Source organism: Gordonia sp. 852002-50395_SCH5434458 (genome assembly GCF_001665905.1).
GTDB classification, from domain to species: domain Bacteria; phylum Actinomycetota; class Actinomycetes; order Mycobacteriales; family Mycobacteriaceae; genus Gordonia; species Gordonia jacobaea.
The window spans coordinates 39,324-57,197 of sequence record NZ_LZTC01000067.1 but is presented as its reverse complement, the minus strand read 5'-3'; the positions used below and the strand labels follow the sequence as shown (position 1 = coordinate 57,197).

Here is a 17,874-nt window from a genome sequence, read left to right as displayed (position 1 = left end):
GACACCGAACATCCACCACCACAACATCTCTCGAAAGAAGTACACGCGATGAGCAATTACGCGAAGTCCCTCGACGACATCGACGCACGGCCGGTTGCCGTCGTCGGGGCAGGCACCCTCGGACGTCGAATCGCTCTCATGTTCTCCACCCGGGGCGGCGAGGTGCGGATCTTCGACCAGAGCGCCGACCAACGCGAAGCAGCCGTTCAGTACGTCGAGGACACCATCGACGAGACGCTGAAGATCATCGGCAAAGGCGTTGCGGGAAAGGTGATCCCGGCATCAACCCTCTCAGATGCGGTTGCCGGTGCGTGGCTGGTCGTCGAGGCCGTACCCGAGCGCCTCGACATCAAGATCCCACTGTGGGGCGAGATCGACGCAGCCGCAGACGGCGACGCGATCTTCGCGACCAACTCGTCGTCGTATGCGTCGTCGACGATGACCGAGAACGTGCGAAACCCGGAACGTCTGTGCAACATGCACTTCTACATGCCGCCGACGGCGAATGCCGTCGACCTCATGTCCGACGGCGACACGGCCCGCGACGTCCTCGACTCACTGCTCACCGTGCTACCCGAGTTCGGTATCCACCCGTTCGAAGCACGCAGGGAGAGCACGGGATTCATCTTCAACCGCATCTGGGCAGCCATCAAGCGGGAGTCGCTCGAAGTCGTCGCAGAGGGCGTGTCGACGCCGCACGACATCGATGAGATGTTCAAGATCAACTGGCACATGCCAACCGGCCCGTTCGCGATGATGGACAGCGTGGGCCTCGACGTAGTGCTCGACATCGAAAACCACTACGCCGCAGAGAATCCGAACCTGCCGACCGGTCCGCGTGAATTGCTCAAGCGCTACGTCGACGACGGCAAGCTCGGCCGCAAGACCGGCGAGGGCTTCTACATCTACGAGTGACTTCTATCCACGAGTCAACCGTCAGCTCGTGCAGAGCTTCCACGTACCGTCGTCCTTGACCACGACGACGCTGGTGGTCTGCTTGTCGTCGGGCGTCTTGTCGTAGTGCCAGTTCACCTTTGCCGTGGCGCGGTCGCCGTTGACCGCCACGTCGGTGATCTCCGGAATCACGATGCGGCCCTTGGACTCCACCAAAGTCCGGTTCTGCCTGACGAATTCCTGCTCGGAGATGAACGACGGCGACGACGTGTCGGCAGCGCACGTTGTCTGCTTGTACTTGCCGTAGTCGACGTTGTTGCGGGCGGTGTAGTTGTCGTTGATCGCGAACTGGACCTGTCCTGAATCGCTTGCGCGCTCCTCCGCCGGACGCAGCACGTTGGACAACACGACGCCGAGAATCGCCAGCACCACGATCACCAACGCGACCCAGAACGGCCAGGCGTCTTTCCAGGTGCGTGGGCGCTCGTCGTCGGCATCGAGATCGCTACCGGGGTTTTTGCTGTCACGTGCACCGCTGGCCATGCCGGGCAGTGTAGTCATCGTCGAATCCGATCTTCACTACCCCCGATCCGGACATCTGCGGCAACACATCTCGTAAGGTAACCCTAAGAGCGCCATCTACGAGAGGACCACCCCGTGCCCCACTCACGACATGTCCGCCCACTGCTCGCCGTGTTCGCGACCATCGCGGCGTCGACTCTGGTTCTCGTCGGATGCTCGGCCCCCGACGAACAAGAAGACTCTGCCGGTTCGTCGGCACCCGCAGCCGAACCCGGCGCACTGCCGGTCACCATCGAGCACAAGTACGGCTCGACGACCATCTCCACCCAGCCTTCTCGCGTCGCCGCAATGGGAGTTGGCGACGGGGACACGCTGCTCGCCCTCGGGATCACTCCGACGACGATCGCTCCGTTCGCCGATCCCACACAGCGCAGCGCCCCGTGGAATGCCGAACTCCTCGGCGACGCCAAGCCCGAGATTCTGCCCAACGTGTCGGCGGAGTTCGGCGCGCAGATCTCCAAGGCACTCTCGACCAACCCGCAGCTGGTCACCGCGGTCGGCGCGGCGCCCACCCGCGAGCAGTACGACACTCTGAGCAAGGCCGTGCCGACCATCGTGCGACCCGCCCAGTACCAGGACTGGCAGGTGCCGTGGGACGTACAGACCACCGAGATCGGTAAGGCCGTCGGACTTCCCGACGCGGCGTCGAAGAAGATCGCCGAGTCGAAGAAGCACGTCGCCGATCTGGTTGCCCAGCATCCGGAGCTCAAGGGCAAGACGGGTGTCGTGGTCACCGGGTCGACGGACGGTGGTGTCTCCATCTACGGGCCGGGAGACGGGCGTGCGCAGATGCTCGCCGACTACGGACTCAGCTTCCCCGAGTCACTCAAACCGACGATCACCAGCGGCTTTTACGGTTCGATCTCGGCCGAGAGGCTCGACATGCTCAACGCAGCGGACGTGGTGGTCACGGTGGACTGGTCAGGCGCGAACGCCAAGCTCAAGGCCGATCCGACGTGGAACCGCCAGGCGTACGTCACGCAGGGCCGAACCGTCTATCTCGACCAGCAGGTCGGCAGCGCGATGTCGGTGCCAACTGTGCTGACGGTTCCGTGGGTCGCCGACCAGGCGGTCGCACCGATCGCCGAAGCAGCGGGTAAGCGCCCGACGAGTTAGCGAAGCTACTGAGGTAACCCTCACAGATGATTTTGGTTAGCGGTGCCCAGCGCCTACCGTAGAGGGGATAAGCGTCGACGCTCCGCCGCACTCCAGCGACATACCTGGCGCGTCGAGAAACCCCTGAGCACGAGGTAGACGACACTCTATGACTGATCAGAGCCGCCCGCTGCGGGTTGCCATCGTCGGAGCCGGCCCCGCCGGCATCTACGCCGCCGATGCCTTGATGAAGTCCGACACCGCCAAGGATCGCGGCGTCAGCATCGATCTGTACGAGCGCATGCCCGCGCCGTTCGGCCTGATTCGCTACGGCGTCGCGCCCGACCACCCGCGCATCAAGGGCATCATCACCGCGCTGCACAAGGTCCTCGACAAGCCGCAGGTCCGCCTGCTCGGCAACATCGACTACGGCACCGACATCACGCTCGACGAGCTCAAGTCGCACTACGACGCCGTGGTCTTCTCGACCGGCGCCACCGACGACCGCGCACTCGACATCCCCGGCATCGACCTCGACCGCAGCTACGGCGCGGCACAGTTCGTCGCCTGGTACGACGGACATCCCGACTTCCCGCGCGAGTGGCCGCTCGAGCAGGAGAAGGTCGCGGTCATCGGCGTCGGCAACGTCGCGCTCGACGTCGCGCGCGTGCTGGCCAAGACCGGCGACGAACTGCTCCCCACCGAGATCCCCGCCAACGTCTACGAGGGCCTCAAGTCCAACAAGGCCGTCGAGGTCCACGTGTTCGGACGCCGCGGCCCCGCACAGGCGAAGTTCACGCCCCTCGAGCTCAAGGAGCTCGACCACTCGCCCAACATCGAGGTCGTCGTGAGTCCCGAGGACATCGACTACGACGAGGGCTCGGCCGTCGCCCGTCGCGGTTCCAAGATCACCGACCAGGTCGCGACGATCATCGAGAACTACGCGATGCGTGAGCCGAAGGAAGGCGCGATCCACAAGCTCTTCCTGCACTTCTTCGAGAGCCCGATCGAGATCCTCGGCGAGAACGGCGAGGTCGTCGGACTGCGCACCGAGCGCACCCAGCTCGACGGCACCGGCAACGTCAAGCCGACCGGCAAGCACACCGACTGGGACGTCACCGCGGTGTACCGCGCCGTCGGCTACCTCTCGGACAACCTGCCCCACATCCCGTTCGACTCGCAGGCGGGCGTCATTCCCAACGAGGCAGGCCGCATCTTCGACGACGGCTCCCACCTTACCGGCCTCTACGCAACCGGTTGGATCAAGCGTGGACCGGTCGGCCTCATCGGTCACACCAAGGGCGACGCCAACGAGACCGTCGAGTGCATCATCGAAGACATGGGTAATGGCGAACTGCTCGACCCCGCCAACCCGTCGGAAGACGCGATCATCGAGCTGCTCGAGTCCAAGAACATCCCGTTCACCACGTGGGACGGCTGGTACCGCCTCGATGAGCACGAGCGCGCCCTCGGCGCCGCTGAGGGCCGCGAGCGCGTGAAGGTCGTCGAGCGCGAGGACATGATCGCCGCATCCGAACCGCACAAGGTTCAGAAGGCCTGACAGACAGCAATAAAGAACGCCGACCGGATTTCCGGTCGGCGTTCTTTGTGTGAGAGGGAACCGATCGCCGGGCGATCGGGGTGTATCAGTTCTGTGCGGCCGTGACTGCGGCGGCCGGAGGAGCCTGGTTACCCGCGTTGTTGTTCGACGGCGCAACCTTCTGCGTGTTCGGCGCGGTTCCGTTCTCGCCCTTCTGCTGGTCGATGTTCCACCAGAAGCCCGCGTTGTTGAGAATGTTCTCGGTCTGGGCTCCGATGGTGTACCCGGAGATCGACGACGGGAAGCAGCTACGCCAGGTGGTCTCCGATGCCATGTAGAACTGGCCCGGCTTCAGCACACCCGCAGGCTGACCCTTGATCGCGGTCTTCTTCGTCGGGCCACCGAACTCGGTGACGTTCACGTTGGTCATGGTCGATCCGCCGATGTTCTTCACGCCCATCCAGCGGTGCATGCGCCAGCCCGGTAGGTTGTCCCAGGTGGGGCCCCAACCCTTGAAGTAGCAGTTGACTCCGCCATATAGCGCGAGATCGCCGGCGGGATCGGCAGCGTGGGCGGGTGTAGCAGCAGCGATGGAGCCGGCGGCGATACCGCTGGCGGCGGCAACCGCGGCGATGGCGCGCTTCACAGACTTCTTCATGTCGTATGACCTTCCTGATTCACGTGTTTCGTCGTGCGTGTACCGACCTGCGAGCTGTCGACGCACCGGGATGCGACTGTGGACGTTCACCCCGACGGTTCGTCCCGTCTGAACATGCTTATCGGAAACTCACAGGAACTTGTTACCGGCGCTGAACATCTTGCCCGTTCGGCAATCACTCCGTGACATCGGCCCCGGGTCAGGCGGTGACATGAACCCTCGGCCCGGAACCGGACATCTCAACTCAGGTAAGGTTGCCCTTCGTGCGTCGAATATCCGGCTTGTTGGTGATCGTTGCGGTCCTGACCGCGGCGGTCATCGCGTCGGTGATCATCGGCACGCGCAACGTCCCACCTGCGCAAACCTGGGATGCGTTCACCTCGGGCGTCAGTCAGATCTGGAACTCGATCATCCACCTGCGCGCACCATCGGTCAGCAAGCCCGACGACGTCGCGGGCATCGTGTGGGATCTGCGAATCCCGCGAACCGTGCTCGGCTTGCTCTGTGGTCTGGCGATCGGCGCCGCGGGTGCGATCACGCAGGGACACACCCGTAACCCCATCGCCGATCCCGGCATGCTCGGCGTCAACGCCGGTGCCGCGTGCGCTGTGGTGTGCGGGGTCTACGTGCTCGGTATCTCCTCGCCGATGGCGTTCATGGGATTCGGCCTTCTCGGCGCGATCGTCGCGTCGTGCGCGGTCTTCGGCGTCTCGGCACTCACCGGTACCGGCCCGGTCACGCTGATCCTCGCAGGCACCGGACTCTCGGCGATGCTCACGGCGATCACGTCGGCCGTGGTCCTCTCGGATACGGCGTCGCTCGACGCCTGGCGGTTCTGGAGTGTCGGCTCGACGTCCGGGCGCGGCATCGACATCTTCTGGGCAGCACTGCCCTTCGTCATCGCCGGGTTGGTCCTCGCCCTGGCGAGCGGATTCTTCCTCAACATCCTGAGCCTCGGCGACGAGATGACGACGGCGCTCGGCTCACGCGTCCTCGTGATCCGAGCGGTCGGTATCGCGGCGATCACACTGCTGGTCGGGGCAGCGACCGCCGCCTGCGGGCCCATCGTGTTCCTCGGGCTCGTCGTACCGCACATCGCCCGCGCGTTCACCGGGCCCGACTACCGCTGGATCATCCCCTACTCGGCGCTCATCGGAGCGACACTCATGCTGGTCTGCGACGTCATCGGACGAGTCATCGCCCGCCCGGGCGAGGTCCAGGTCGGCGTCGTCCTCGCGATGGTCGGGGCACCGTTCCTGATTGCCATGGTCCGCCGACAGAAGCTGACGAACGTATGACGACCGAGACCACACCCCAGACCACGGCCACACCGACGCTCGAACGCCGACGCCTCGTCGTCCACATCGGTCCGTCGTCGTGGGTGGTGCGTCCCCGCATGGTCGCGGTGACACTCACCGGACTCGCACTGATGCTGCTGCTGTTCCTGTTGAGTGTCGGTGTCAGTGACTATCCACTGACACCGCTCGACGTCGCGCGCATTCTGCTCGGCGGCGGCACGCGCATCGAGAACGTCGTCGTGCTCTCGGATTCCCTTCCCCGCGCTCTGGTCTCGGTCTTGGTCGGTTTCGCGTTGGGCGCTGCAGGCGCACTGAGCCAGTTGATTGCGCGCAATCCCCTCGCCACGCCTGACATTCTGGGTATCACGGCCGGGTCGAGCGCTGCCGCCGTGGCCGCCATTGCCTTCGCAAACGGTTGGGGCGCATGGCTTGCCGACATCGGAGTCCCCGCTGCCGCCCTCATCGGCGGTGTCGTGACGGCGATCGTCATGTACATTCTCGCGTGGCCGGGACGCAAGGCCAACCACGGCATCAACCCGCTCCGACTCGTGCTGATCGGCGTCGGCGTGACCTGGCTGCTGCAGGCCCTGACGTCGTTCCTCCTCACCCGCGCCGACATCAAAGACGTTGCCCGCGCACAGGTCTGGCTCGTCGGGTCGGTGTCGCAATCCACCTGGTCGAGCGTGTGGCCCGTCGCGATCGCAGTCGTCGTCGGCATCGTCGTGATCGCGATGATGTCCCGCCAGATCGACGCGCTGTCGCTCGGCCAAGACATGGCGCGCGGGCTCGGGGTTCGCACCACCGCGGTGTCGACCACTGTGCTGCTCGTCGCCGTCGGATTGACCGCGATGGCGGTATCGGCAGCGGGCCCCATCGCATTCATCGCCCTGCTCGCACCGCAAATCGGGATGCGTCTGGCCAGGACGCCGGTTCCCACACCGCTGCTGGCCGGGGTGATCGGAGCGATCCTTGTGCTCGCCGGTGATCTGTTGTGCCGCACGGTACTTCCCAGTGGACTTCCGGTCGGCATCGTCACCGCCGCGGTGGGCGGACCGTTCCTCATCTATCTCATGGTCTCGATGTCACGGAAGGCGACAGTATGAGCAGACTCGTCGGCCAAGGACTCAGCGTCGGCTACGACGATCGCGTCGTCATCGAGGGTCTCGACGTCGAGATCCCCGACGCCGCGGTCACGACGATCATCGGCCCCAACGGATGCGGCAAGTCGACGCTGCTGCGCGCCATGTCTCGCCTGCTGCACCCACGCGAGGGCGTCGTGTTTCTCGACGGCGCCGACATCAACCACACCAAGCCCAAAGAGGTCGCACGCAAGCTCGGGATACTCCCCCAGAATCCCGTGGCGCCAGAGGGACTCACCGTCGCAGATCTCGTCGGTCGCGGACGGTTCCCCCACCAGAAGTGGTACCAGCAGGCATCTCCCGACGACGAGGCCGCGGTGGCGTCGGCGTTGGAGATGACTGGGACGACAGACCTGGCCGATCGACACATCGACGCGTTGTCCGGCGGTCAGCGCCAGCGCGTGTGGATCGCGATGACGCTCGCGCAGGGCACCGACCTTCTCCTACTCGACGAACCGACCACCTACCTCGACCTCGCGCACTCCGTCGAGGTACTCGACCTCGTGTACTCGCTGCGCACCGAACACGACAAGACCGTGGTGATGGTGCTGCACGATCTGAATCTCGCTGCCCGCTACAGTGATTCGCTCTTCGTGATGACGGCCGGAAAGATCGTGGCGCAGGGCACCCCCAACGAGGTCATCACAGAAGAACTACTCGACGACGCGTTCGGACTGAACGCGCGGGTCATCACCGACCCCGTGTACGGCGACCCACTGATCATTCCGATCGGAACCCGCAGTGCGCGAACCGAAGTCGGCTCGTCGGCCGGGGAACTCTCGATCTGAGAGTTCGAACTGAACGTTCGAGCTAGTTCGACGACCGACCTGGCGTCACCGGCCGACCATTCGGCGTGGCGGAGTGCGGCGCGGGTTGGCGCACCGGGCGAGGCGCGGGCTGCTGCGGTCGCTGTCCGGCCACAGGCGGACGCTGCGCCCCCGCCGCGGGCCGCTGTTCCGGCGCGGGCGGACGTTGTTCTGCCGCGGGACGTTGCTGTGCAGCCGGAGGGCGCTGCCCTGCTGCCTGCGGGCGCTCCTGTGCCGACGGCGGACGCTGCGCGGCTGGCTGAGGTCGTTGCCCCACAGGAGGTTTCGGCGGCGCGGGCGGGCCGGGAGCACGAAGCGGAACAACGACGCCGCGTCGAGCAGGCCTGCCGGGAACGGGCGTGACGATCGACGCGGCCCGAACTGCGCGTTCACGGGCGGTGGCGACGTCGTCGGCGGTTGCGGTGACCACGCCCATCCTGCGGCGGCGGAAACTCTCGGGCTTGCCGAAGAGTCGAATGTCGGTCTCGGGCAACGCAAGTGCCTGCGCGACGTACTCGAACCCGATCCCCTTCTCGTCGAGCTGCCCGTAGATGACGGCCGACGCGCCCGGCGACGCGAGCGTCACGTCGACCGGCAGGCCCAGGATCGCCCTGGCATGCATCTCGAACTCCGAGAGTCGCTGGGTCGCCATGGTCACGAGTCCGGTGTCGTGCGGGCGCGGAGAGACCTCGGAGAAGTACACGTCGTCGCCCTTGACGAACAGTTCCACGCCGAAAATGCCACGGCCACCGAGGTTTCCGTCGCCCATAGCTGTTGCGATACGTGCAGCGATCGATGTCGCGGCACCCAACGCGAAGGCACTCATCTCGTGCGGTTGCCAGCTCTCGACGTAGTCGCCGTTGACCTGACGATGCCCGATCGGCGCACAGAAGTGCGTCACCAGTCGGCCGGTCGCGGGGTCGATCGCTCGCACCGTGAGCAGGGTGATCTCGTAGTCGAACTCGATGAAACCCTCGACGATGACACGCTCGCCGGCAACCCGTCCGCCGGTCGTCGCGGTCTCCCACGCCTTGTCGATGTCCTCCGGACCGCGAACCACGGTCTGTCCTTTGCCCGACGACGACATCACCGGTTTGACCACGCATGGGTACCCGACCTGTTCTGCCGCAATCGTCAGCTCGTCGTGCGAACCGGCGAACAGATACGGCGACGTCGGCAGGCCCAGTTCTTCGTCGGCGAGGCGTCGAATTCCCTCGCGGTTCATCGTCGCCATGACCGCGGAAGCGGTGGGGATGACCTCTGCGAGTCCGCGGCGCTCGATGGTCGCCAAGGCGTCGGTGGCGATGGCCTCAATCTCGGGGACGACGTATGCGGGCGAGTACTTCTCGACAAGGCCGATCAGCGCATCGCCGTCGGTCATATCGATCACCTCGGCGTGATGCGCGACCTGCTGGCCGGGCGCACCCGAGTAACGGTCGACAGCGATCACCTCGACGCCCAACCGCTGGAAGGCGATGATCAGCTCTTTGCCGAGTTCTCCGGCGCCGAGCACCATCACTCTCGTGGCGGTCGGCGACAGTGGCGTGCCGATGATGTCGGGCGGCCCCACGGTCGGCTGCGCGGGCGACACATCAGGTGTCGCCGCGCCGGTGGCGTGGTCGTCCGCGCTACTCCCGTTGATCGAGGTCATGGGAGCAATCTTACGTGCCGGATTTGCGCCGACGCGCCCCATCTCCCCGCTACTCATTCACTCGAACCCATCCCTGCGCACCCGACCGCCGCCTCAACACATCAGCGCGTGGTCAACCCATGACCTCGTGGATGTAGCACCAGCGCCACAGCTCACCCGGTTCGGCCGACCGCATGACGGGGTGGCCGACGTCGTGGAAATGGGCGGTCGCGTGCTTACGCCGGCTCGAATCACAGCAACCGACGTGGCCGCACTCGAGGCAGATCCGCAGATGTGCCCAGTGCTGCTCGCCGAGTTGCATGCAGTCTTCGCAGACGCTGATATCGCCGTGAGCCGGACCTGGGTCGGCTGCCGCGTCGACCCCGATCTCCGCGAGTTCCGGACATCTGGCCTCGACGCCCCCTGATTCGCCACGGGGGTCACCGGCACGGGTACGTGATCGACCGAACAAACGCATGCCACCTATTATCCCCGACGCCATCGCCGGGGACACCCGGCGACTTGATGATCGCGTCAAAGTCTCGAACTCGGGCTAGGTTTGCGCAGTGAGCGCTTCTCTTCTGCTGGTCGGGGTGCTGTCGGTGGTGATCGCGGCGCTGTCACGGCACTACAACCTGTCGGCGCCCCTGGTTCTGGTCCTCGCCGGGCTGGCGATCGGGTGGATACCCGGCCTGTCGGCGGCCGAACTCGACCCCGATTTCGTCCTGTTCGTGATTCTGCCGCCGCTGCTCTACTCCGCGGCGCAGGACAGCTCCTACCAGGAGATCCGCGCGAATCGTCGTGCGATCGGCATGCTGGCCATCGGTCTTCCGCTCGCCACCGCGGTGGTCGTCGGCCTTGTGGCTTACGCGTCGGTGCCGCATCTGCCGCTGGCAGCCGCGCTGGTCCTCGGTGCCGTCGTCGCGCCGCCTGATGCGGTCTCTGCCCAGGCGATCGGGCGCAAGGTCGGGCTTCCGCGTCGAATCATGACCCTTCTCGGCGGCGAGAGTCTGCTCAACGACGCGACAGCGCTCACCGCGCTGCGGGTGGCACTCGCGGCCGCGGTCGGTGCGACGACGTCGGTGTGGGACGGCATCGAGACGTTCCTGCTCGCGGCGATCGGAGGTGTCGTCATCGGCCTCCTGATCGGCTACCTCGTGTTTCGCGTCCGCGACTGGCTGAGCGACCCGACGATCGAGACGGCCATCGGGCTCATGGTGCCGTTCGCGACCTACTTCGTCGCGGAGGAACTGCACACCTCCGGCGTGATCGCAGTCGTCGTCGCGGGGTTGTTCATCGGGCAGCGGTCGGTGCGCGTCGGCTACGCGACACGACTTCAGGACGAAGCCGTCCGCAAATCGATCGACGCACTCCTCGAGGCGTTCGTCTTCCTGCTGATCGGCCTGCAGTTGCCCGATCTCATCCGCGGACTCGCCGGGCAATCCTGGCTCCACATCGCATTCGACGCCGCAATGGTCCTGATCGCCACGATCCTCGTGCGCTTCGCATGGGTGTACCTGTTCACGTATGCGTCCCGACTGCTGCCGGGAGTTCGACGACGAGAACCTCCGCCCAAACCGTCGTGGCTGTTCGTCGTCGGGTGGTCGGGCATGCGCGGCGTCGTCTCTCTGGCCGCGGCGTTCTCCATCCCCCTGACAACGGAGTCGGGCGAACCGTTCCCCGCCCGCGCGGAGATTCTGTTCCTGACCTTCGTGGTGGTCGTCGGCACCCTGCTGATCCAGGGTGTCAGCCTGCCGTGGGTGATCCGACGTCTCGGTGTCTGCGACAACGACGACGCGACCGACCGGCTCGCATACGCAGCAGCACAGGATCGGGCATCACGGGAGGCCGAGGCCTACCTCGACACGATGGCATCAGACATCGGCGATCACGACCCGCGACATCTCCAGGTGGCGATGCTGCGCAAATGGATTACCACACAACGCAATACGGCATGGGAAGAGCTCGGGCGCGGCCCCGAGGACATCGGCGAGAGTCCGACGGCAGCCGGAAACCGCATGCGCAGCAAGATGCTTGCGATCCAACGAAAGGTCTTCATCGACGAGCGCGACGCCGGGCACATCGACGACGAGGTGCTGCGTACCGCGCTGCGTCGTCTCGACTTCGCCGAGGGCACCAACGACCGCGAGGCGTAACGGTCAGTCGTCGACCACCGCGGCGTAGACGCGCGTCTCCTCGGTGCGTCCGCGCAGCGACGTCGTCTCCTGCTCCTCCCAGTGCGCCGCTTCCTGTGGGTTCGCGACGTCGACGGTTCGCCCGGATGCCAACGGACGACGTGGATCTCGCTTGGCGAGTTCGGAAAGTCGGGCGCTCTCGTTGACCGGGTCGCCGATGATCGTGTACTCGAAGCGCTCGATCGCCCCGACGTTGCCGGCGACCGCAGGCCCGAATCCGACGCCGATGCCCGCGGAGAGTTCTGGTACCCGACGCTCGAGTTCCCGAGCGATCTCGCGGGCGGTACACAGCGCGGCGCCCGCGGCGTCGTCGAGGTCGATCGGTGCCCCGAAGATGGCGAGCACGGCGTCGCCCTCGAACTTGTTGACCAGTCCGCGCTGTTGCTCGACGGCCCGCACGATCACCGCGAAGAAGCGGTTCAAGATCTCGACCACCTCCGTCGGAGATCGTTGCGCGGCCAGCGTCGTCGAACCGATCACGTCGACGAACAGAGCCGCGACCGTGCGTTCGGTTCCGCCGAGTGCGGGGTCGGAGCTCAACGCCGCTTCGGCCACCTCACGACCCACGTGGCGGCCGAACAGATCTCGCATCCGCTCGCGCTCACGCAGGCCATTGACCATCGAGTTGAAGCCCACCTGCAGGTCGCCGAGTTCGGTGCCGTCGTAGACGACGAGGTCGACGTCGACATTGCCCGCCTGCACCTTGTTCATCCCGTTGCGGACACTCCGCAGCGGACCGGTGACACTCGTCGTGGTCAGCCACGTCAGGAGTAGTCCGGTACCGAGTGAGATCACCGCGAGCACGAAGACTCCGACGAAGAGGTCGAGCTTGCTGGTGTCCTTGCGGAACGCCCCGAATGACACCAGAAGCAGGATGCCGACGATGGGCGTCGCCGACCCGACGATCCACGCGACCACCGCGCGAGACAGCACGCCCGAACGCTTGCGACGTCGGTAACCCGCACTGATCAGATCCGCGGATACCGGTCGCAGCGCGAGCTCGATCAACAGGTACGTGACACCGACGACCACGGCACCCGACAACCCGATGACGAAGAACATCTTCGGGATGAGCATCGGGCTCTGGATCCCGTACATGATGGTGAACATCACGACCGCTCCGAGCCAGAGCGCGGCCTGTAGTCGCAGCAGCCTGCCCGCGACGCGCCTCGTCCGGCGTGCGTCGGACTTGGTCGGTGGCTGTCGTCGAATCGCCCACCGCAGGTCGCGGGTGATGGTGTAGGTACCCCAACCGATTCCGATGACGAACGCGAGCGCCACGTAGATCGGCACCGCGATGTAGTTGATCCACCACATCTCCGGCGCGAACGTCGACGGTTCGGGGATGCCGACGGACGACAGCGAGATGGTGACGACAGCACCGACGAAATTGGAGAGGACGATGGACCCGGTGAGGATCGTCTGGATACGAACGCGCCGTTTGGTCGGACCGTCGCTCGCCGACCCGAGCAGGACCGAGCCGTAGTCGCGTTCCCCCCTGCCGCGGATCATCCACCTACTGTGTCACAGGCAGCGAGTCAGCTGATCCGGATCATCTTCTTGTTGACGAACTCGTCGATGCCGAAACGTCCGAGTTCGCGACCGAAGCCCGAACGCTTCACGCCACCGAACGGCAACTCCGCCCCCTCGGCGCCGACGGCGTTGACGAAGACCATCCCGGCCTCGATCTTGTCGGCGACGCGTAGCGCCTGGTCGGCATCGGTGGTGAAGACGTACGACCCCAGACCGAAGGGAGTGTCGTTGGCCAGTGCGACGGCGGCGTCTTCACCCGAGACCTTGTAGACGGTCGCGATCGGGCCGAACAGCTCCTGCTTGGCGACGATCGAGTCGGGGTCGACGCCGGTCAGCACGCCGGGCGGGAAGTAGGCACCCTTGCGTTCTCCTGCCGATTCGAGGCTCGCACCGGTGGCAACCACCGAGTTCACCTGCTCCTCGAGACGCTCGGCGGCAGCAACCGACGAGAGCGGAGCCAGCCCCTCCCCTGCGGCCTTGACCTTCTCGGTGAACTTGACGATGAAGTCGTCGTAGACGCTCTCGTCGACGATGAAGCGCTTCGCGGCGTTGCACGCCTGTCCGGTGTTCTCGAATCGTCCGTCGATCGCGGCCGACACCGTTGCGTCGAGGTCGTCGGTGGACAGCAGGATGAACGGATCCGACCCGCCGAGTTCGAGGACGACCTTCTTCAGGTTGCGACCCGCGACCTCTGCGACGGCAGCACCTGCGCGCTCCGATCCGGTCAGCGAGACCCCCTGCACACGCGGGTCGGCGATCGCCTCGGCGATCTGCTCATTGGTGGCGTAGACGTTCACGTACGCGCCGGCCGGGTACCCGGCGTCGAGGAAGATCTGTTGCAGAGCGGCAGCCGATTCGGGGCACTGCGGGGCGTGTTTGAGCACAATTGTGTTGCCCAGCACCAGGTTTGGACCGGCGAAACGCGCGACCTGATAGTAGGGGTAGTTCCACGGCATGATGCCGAGCAGCACACCGACAGCGCTGCGTCGAATGAACGCCGACCCCTCGCCCTCGAGCAGCGCGATCGGCTCGTCTGCGAGGAACTTCTCGGCATTGTCGGCGTAGTACTCGTAGATCGCGGCGCTGAACTCGACCTCGCCGACGGACTGGTCGTACGGCTTGCCCATCTCGCGGACGATGATCTTGGCCAGCTCGTCCTTGCGCTCGGTGTGCAGTTCGCCGACGCGTCGGATCAGTGCGGCCCGCTCGGCGACCGTCGAGTTCTTCGACCACGTCGTGAACGCATCCGACGCCGCGGTGATCGCCGCCTCGACCTGCTCATCGGTGGCGGTCGGGTACTCCTTGACGACGTCGCCGGTCGCGGGGTCGACGACTTGGTACAAGCTCATTGCGATTCTCCTCGTCTGCACGCACGGCCGCTCGGCCGACTTCATCTACGAATGTAGTAGTCGACGAGGTCGCGCGCTGAGTGAATCGACAATTCTAGGGCGCTTACGTTGCGGAATCCGCAACATTCTCACTCAAGCAGTTCACTTTTCGGCGAAACCCGCGTCCGTTGGTGACGGATTCCGCACAGTCCGGCTCTTCTGCTCACCCGCGCTCGTCAGATGATGGCCCGACGGACGATCGTCTGGTCACGGCCGGGGCCGACGCCGATGCACGAGATGTGCGCACCCGAGAGCTCCTCGAGCCGCAACACGTAGTCCTGGGCGGTCTTCGGCAGGTCGTCGAACGTCTTGCACTGTGAGATGTCCTCCCACCAGCCGGGCATGTACTCGTAGACCGGCTTGGCGTGATGGAAGCCGGTCTGGGTCATCGGCATCTCGTCGACGCGCTCGCCGTCGACCTCATAGGCCACGCAGATCGGGACGCGGTCGAGGCTGGAGAGCACGTCGAGCTTGGTCAGGAAGTAGTCGGTGATGCCGTTGATGCGCGTCGCGTAGCGGGCGATCACGGCGTCGAACCAACCGCAACGGCGGGCGCGGCCGGTGGTCACACCGACCTCGCCGCCGGTCTTCGCGAGGTACTCGCCCCACTCGTCGAACAACTCGGTCGGGAACGGACCCGAGCCGACGCGCGTGGTGTAGGCCTTCAAAATGCCGAGCACCGTGGTGATCTTGTTCGGTCCGATACCCGACCCGACAGCGGCGCCGCCTGCCGTCGGATTCGACGACGTCACGTAGGGATACGTGCCGTGGTCGACGTCGAGCAGCGTGCCCTGCGAGCCCTCGAGCAGCACCGTCTCGCCACGTTCGAGCGCCTGGTTCAGCAGGAGCTGCGTATTGGCGATGCGATGCTTGAAGCCCTCGGCCTGGGTGAGGACCTCGTCGACGACCTGCGCGGGTTCGAGTGCGCGACGGTTGTAGATCTTGACCAGGATCTGGTTCTTGAGTTCGAGCGCGGCCTCGACCTTCTGCGCGAAGATCTTCTCGTCGAGGACGTCGGCCGCACGCACGCCGACGCGCGCGATCTTGTCTTGGTAGCAGGGCCCGATGCCGCGTCCGGTCGTGCCGATCTTCTTGTTGCCGAGGAACCGCTCGGTGACCTTGTCGATCGCCACGTGATAGGGCATCAGCAGGTGGGCATCGGCCGAGATCATCAGGCCGGTGGTGTCGACGTCGCGGTCCTCGAGGCCGCTCAGCTCGGTGAGCAGCACCCCGGGGTCGACGACAACGCCGTTGCCGATGACGTTGTTGACGCCCGGCGTGAGGATGCCCGAGGGGATCAGGTGCAGGGCGAACGTCTCACCATTCGGGAGAACGACGGTGTGACCCGCGTTGTTGCCGCCCTGGTAGCGGACAACCCACTGCAGCTTCTCGCCGAGTAGATCGGTCGCCTTGCCCTTGCCCTCGTCGCCCCATTGGGCGCCGATAAGCACGATCGCTGCCATGTCCCCTACTCCTTAGCCGCGCGCATGCGGAACGCGCCGTAACGGACCTACCCTACTTGCTGACCGGGCAGAACCCTTGGCCGACGCCCCGACATCGACGTTGCGGCCCGACTACGCTCGTCGGCGTGTCCCATGCAGTTATCTCGTCGTCGACGGTGATCGTCGACGACGCCCGGCAGTCGCCACCGACCCGCAAGGCGGTACGGCGAGTCGTCGAGAGCGCGCTTTCCGACGCACCGAGCCGGCTGATCGTCGAGCCCGGCGACTGCGCATACCCCGACGTGCTGCTCGCCGAGGTGGTGGCGATCCTGATGATCTCCGAACGACTCGACGTCGAGGTCGCCTACACGCCGAGCTACGCCACCCCGGCAACCCGGCGCTACGGCCTACCGCACGGACAGGCGGCCGTCGACCTCGCCCGCGACGGCGACGCTCACGCCCTACCACTGATCCGCGACGACGCCGCCACCGTCCTCGTCGGCAGCGCACGTCACCTCGGCGCCGACGGTGCGAAGTTGCACGGCGAGAGCTATGTCGACGACGCCCGCCTGTTCACCGGTTCGGTACGCGGTGTGCGGATCGAACCGACCCGCGAGGCACCGGGCGTACGCGCCCGCGTCGAACGCACACTCCGGCAGGGCAGCTGGCACGTCGGGCGCGCGGCACAGACCGGCGGGAGCAACCTCGTCGTCGAGCGTGAAGGCGTCCTGACCGAGCGGACCGTCAAACGCTCGACGTTCTACCGCCACCACATCGACTGGAAGCTGGTCTGCCACTCATGACGGGCAATGCGTGGGCGAGCGATCGGTCGGGGCATCCGACGCCCGGCGAGATCGCCCGCGCGATACGGCCGGGATGGTTGTTCTTCGCGTTCATCGCCGTCGCGGCCGTCGGCGGCTGGATGTGCGCGGTCTCGGCACCCGGTCGCAACGCGATGTCGATCGGCGGAACCCTGCTGCTCGTACTCGCCGGCTGGGTCATCTCACTGTGTCTGCACGAATTCGGCCACGCCGTCACCGCGTTCCGGTTCGGCGATCGCAATGCCGAACTGCGCGGCTACCTCACGCTCAACCCGATGCGCTACACGCATCCGGGGTTGTCGCTCGGCCTGCCGCTGCTGATCATTCTGCTCGGCGGTATCGGATTCCCCGGCGGCGCTGTGTATCTCGACGAACGCGGGATGACCAATCGGCAGAAGACTTTGGTCTCACTCGCCGGACCCGCGATGAACATCCTGCTCGCGGCGATCCTGCTGCTCGTCATCCGCATCGCCGCACCCGACGCCTACATCCCCCTCCACTCGGGTCTGATGTCGGGGATGATCCTGGCCGTCGACGGCATCAATCTGTGGGCGGCACTGGCGATGCTCGCCTTCTTGCAGATCACCGCGGCCGTGCTCAACCTGATTCCGATGCCGGGTTTCGACGGCTACAACGCCATCGAGCCATACCTGTCGCAGCAGACACGCGCGAGCGCCGCCAAGATCGCGCCCTACGGGTTCCTGATCGTGTTCGCGCTACTGTTCATTCCTCAACTGAACGCCGCCTTCTTCGACCTCATCCGCTGGCTGTTCGAATTGTCGGGCGTGCCATCGAATCTCGCGAACCAGGGCTGGAACGTCTTCATGTTCTGGCGGACGTGATGTACCAGCGG

16 protein-coding genes are annotated in these 17,874 nt (G+C 65.6%); 9 read left to right on the top strand and 7 right to left on the bottom strand.

What is annotated here, in order from left to right:
- Positions 1–48: 48 nt before the first annotated feature.
- On the top strand, positions 49–915 hold the full coding sequence (locus tag A5785_RS15700; protein ID WP_064867411.1) for a 3-hydroxyacyl-CoA dehydrogenase family protein: 867 nt from the start codon (positions 49–51) through the stop codon (positions 913–915).
- Positions 916–936: 21 nt separating this feature from the next.
- On the opposite strand, the gene A5785_RS15695 is transcribed toward A5785_RS15700, so the two are convergent.
- Positions 937–1,437 carry an Rv0361 family membrane protein gene (locus tag A5785_RS15695; RefSeq protein WP_064867409.1) on the bottom strand — a complete coding sequence of 167 codons (501 nt, stop codon included), beginning with the start codon at positions 1,435–1,437 and terminating at the stop codon, positions 937–939.
- A gap of 114 nt (positions 1,438–1,551) precedes the next feature.
- On the opposite strand from A5785_RS15695, the gene A5785_RS15690 reads away from it, so the two are divergent.
- Complete coding sequence (locus tag A5785_RS15690; protein ID WP_064867407.1) at positions 1,552–2,592, top strand: ABC transporter substrate-binding protein; 1,041 nt, start codon at positions 1,552–1,554, stop codon at positions 2,590–2,592.
- A 148-nt stretch (positions 2,593–2,740) separates the two neighbouring features.
- Entirely contained in the window at positions 2,741–4,132 is a 1,392-nt protein-coding gene (locus A5785_RS15685; RefSeq protein ID WP_064867405.1) for an FAD-dependent oxidoreductase, read from the top strand.
- Positions 4,133–4,217: 85 nt separating this feature from the next.
- Here the strand turns inward: A5785_RS15685 and A5785_RS15680 are convergent, their stop codons facing one another.
- Positions 4,218–4,769, bottom strand: coding sequence for a hypothetical protein (locus tag A5785_RS15680; RefSeq protein ID WP_064867441.1), 552 nt, complete (start codon positions 4,767–4,769; stop codon positions 4,218–4,220).
- Positions 4,770–5,032: 263 nt separating this feature from the next.
- Here A5785_RS15680 and A5785_RS15675 point away from each other — a divergent pair, with 263 nt between their 5' ends.
- The 3 genes from A5785_RS15675 to A5785_RS15665 are packed head-to-tail and all read left to right on the top strand — an operon-like array spanning position 5,033 to position 7,994.
- A complete protein-coding gene (locus A5785_RS15675) occupies positions 5,033–6,067 on the top strand; it encodes a FecCD family ABC transporter permease (protein ID WP_064862610.1) in 1,035 nt (344 codons plus the stop codon).
- Positions 6,064–7,170 (top strand): FecCD family ABC transporter permease, encoded by a 1,107-nt coding sequence (locus A5785_RS15670; protein WP_005207582.1) that lies wholly within the window; start codon positions 6,064–6,066, stop codon positions 7,168–7,170. Before A5785_RS15675 ends, A5785_RS15670 begins: the two co-directional genes overlap by 4 nt.
- Positions 7,167–7,994 carry an ABC transporter ATP-binding protein gene (locus A5785_RS15665; protein ID WP_064867403.1) on the top strand — a complete coding sequence of 276 codons (828 nt, stop codon included), beginning with the start codon at positions 7,167–7,169 and terminating at the stop codon, positions 7,992–7,994. Before A5785_RS15670 ends, A5785_RS15665 begins: the two co-directional genes overlap by 4 nt.
- Before the next feature lie 22 nt (positions 7,995–8,016).
- Here the strand turns inward: A5785_RS15665 and purT are convergent, their stop codons facing one another.
- Both purT and A5785_RS23015 read right to left on the bottom strand, forming a co-directional pair.
- Positions 8,017–9,663, bottom strand: coding sequence for a formate-dependent phosphoribosylglycinamide formyltransferase (gene purT, locus A5785_RS15660; protein WP_231894032.1), 1,647 nt, complete (start codon positions 9,661–9,663; stop codon positions 8,017–8,019).
- A gap of 112 nt (positions 9,664–9,775) precedes the next feature.
- Entirely contained in the window at positions 9,776–10,120 is a 345-nt protein-coding gene (locus tag A5785_RS23015; RefSeq protein WP_082946588.1) for a UBP-type zinc finger domain-containing protein, read from the bottom strand.
- A gap of 88 nt (positions 10,121–10,208) precedes the next feature.
- Here A5785_RS23015 and A5785_RS15650 point away from each other — a divergent pair, with 88 nt between their 5' ends.
- On the top strand, positions 10,209–11,798 hold the full coding sequence (locus A5785_RS15650; protein ID WP_064867397.1) for a Na+/H+ antiporter: 1,590 nt from the start codon (positions 10,209–10,211) through the stop codon (positions 11,796–11,798).
- 3 nt (positions 11,799–11,801) lie between these two features.
- Here A5785_RS15650 and A5785_RS15645 read toward each other — a convergent pair whose 3' ends face one another.
- From A5785_RS15645 to A5785_RS15635, 3 genes are all read right to left on the bottom strand, one after another.
- Positions 11,802–13,349, bottom strand: a complete 1,548-nt coding sequence (locus A5785_RS15645) for an adenylate/guanylate cyclase domain-containing protein (protein ID WP_064867395.1) — start codon at positions 13,347–13,349, stop codon at positions 11,802–11,804.
- 26 nt (positions 13,350–13,375) lie between these two features.
- Positions 13,376–14,719 (bottom strand): NAD-dependent succinate-semialdehyde dehydrogenase, encoded by a 1,344-nt coding sequence (locus A5785_RS15640; RefSeq protein ID WP_005207589.1) that lies wholly within the window; start codon positions 14,717–14,719, stop codon positions 13,376–13,378.
- A gap of 215 nt (positions 14,720–14,934) precedes the next feature.
- Complete coding sequence (locus A5785_RS15635; protein WP_005207590.1) at positions 14,935–16,221, bottom strand: adenylosuccinate synthase; 1,287 nt, start codon at positions 16,219–16,221, stop codon at positions 14,935–14,937.
- 155 nt (positions 16,222–16,376) lie between these two features.
- Here A5785_RS15635 and A5785_RS15630 point away from each other — a divergent pair, with 155 nt between their 5' ends.
- Both A5785_RS15630 and A5785_RS15625 read left to right on the top strand, forming a co-directional pair.
- Complete coding sequence (locus A5785_RS15630) at positions 16,377–17,003, top strand: hypothetical protein (RefSeq protein WP_156525576.1); 627 nt, start codon at positions 16,377–16,379, stop codon at positions 17,001–17,003.
- The gene (locus tag A5785_RS15625; RefSeq protein WP_064867391.1) at positions 17,000–17,863 is read left to right on the top strand and encodes a site-2 protease family protein; all 864 of its coding nucleotides are present in this window, start codon (positions 17,000–17,002) and stop codon (positions 17,861–17,863) included. The genes A5785_RS15630 and A5785_RS15625 overlap by 4 nt, the downstream gene beginning before the upstream one ends.
- Positions 17,864–17,874: the final 11 nt, after the last annotated feature.

Excerpts from the sequence above, each read along its gene's own strand:
- A5785_RS15700 (WP_064867411.1), top strand. The coding sequence starts at position 49 with ATGAGCAATTACGCGAAGTCCCTCGACGACATCGACGCACGGCCGGTT.
- A5785_RS15695 (WP_064867409.1), bottom strand. The coding sequence starts at position 1,437 with ATGGCCAGCGGTGCACGTGACAGCAAAAACCCCGGTAGCGATCTCGAT.
- A5785_RS15685 (WP_064867405.1), top strand. The coding sequence starts at position 2,741 with ATGACTGATCAGAGCCGCCCGCTGCGGGTTGCCATCGTCGGAGCCGGC.
- A5785_RS15680 (WP_064867441.1), bottom strand. The coding sequence starts at position 4,769 with ATGAAGAAGTCTGTGAAGCGCGCCATCGCCGCGGTTGCCGCCGCCAGC.
- A5785_RS15670 (WP_005207582.1), top strand. The coding sequence starts at position 6,064 with ATGACGACCGAGACCACACCCCAGACCACGGCCACACCGACGCTCGAA.
- A5785_RS15665 (WP_064867403.1), top strand. The coding sequence starts at position 7,167 with ATGAGCAGACTCGTCGGCCAAGGACTCAGCGTCGGCTACGACGATCGC.
- purT (WP_231894032.1), bottom strand. The coding sequence starts at position 9,663 with ATGACCTCGATCAACGGGAGTAGCGCGGACGACCACGCCACCGGCGCG.
- A5785_RS23015 (WP_082946588.1), bottom strand. The coding sequence starts at position 10,120 with ATGCGTTTGTTCGGTCGATCACGTACCCGTGCCGGTGACCCCCGTGGC.
- A5785_RS15645 (WP_064867395.1), bottom strand. The coding sequence starts at position 13,349 with ATGATCCGCGGCAGGGGGGAACGCGACTACGGCTCGGTCCTGCTCGGG.
- A5785_RS15640 (WP_005207589.1), bottom strand. The coding sequence starts at position 14,719 with ATGAGCTTGTACCAAGTCGTCGACCCCGCGACCGGCGACGTCGTCAAG.
- A5785_RS15635 (WP_005207590.1), bottom strand. The coding sequence starts at position 16,221 with ATGGCAGCGATCGTGCTTATCGGCGCCCAATGGGGCGACGAGGGCAAG.
- A5785_RS15625 (WP_064867391.1), top strand. The coding sequence starts at position 17,000 with ATGACGGGCAATGCGTGGGCGAGCGATCGGTCGGGGCATCCGACGCCC.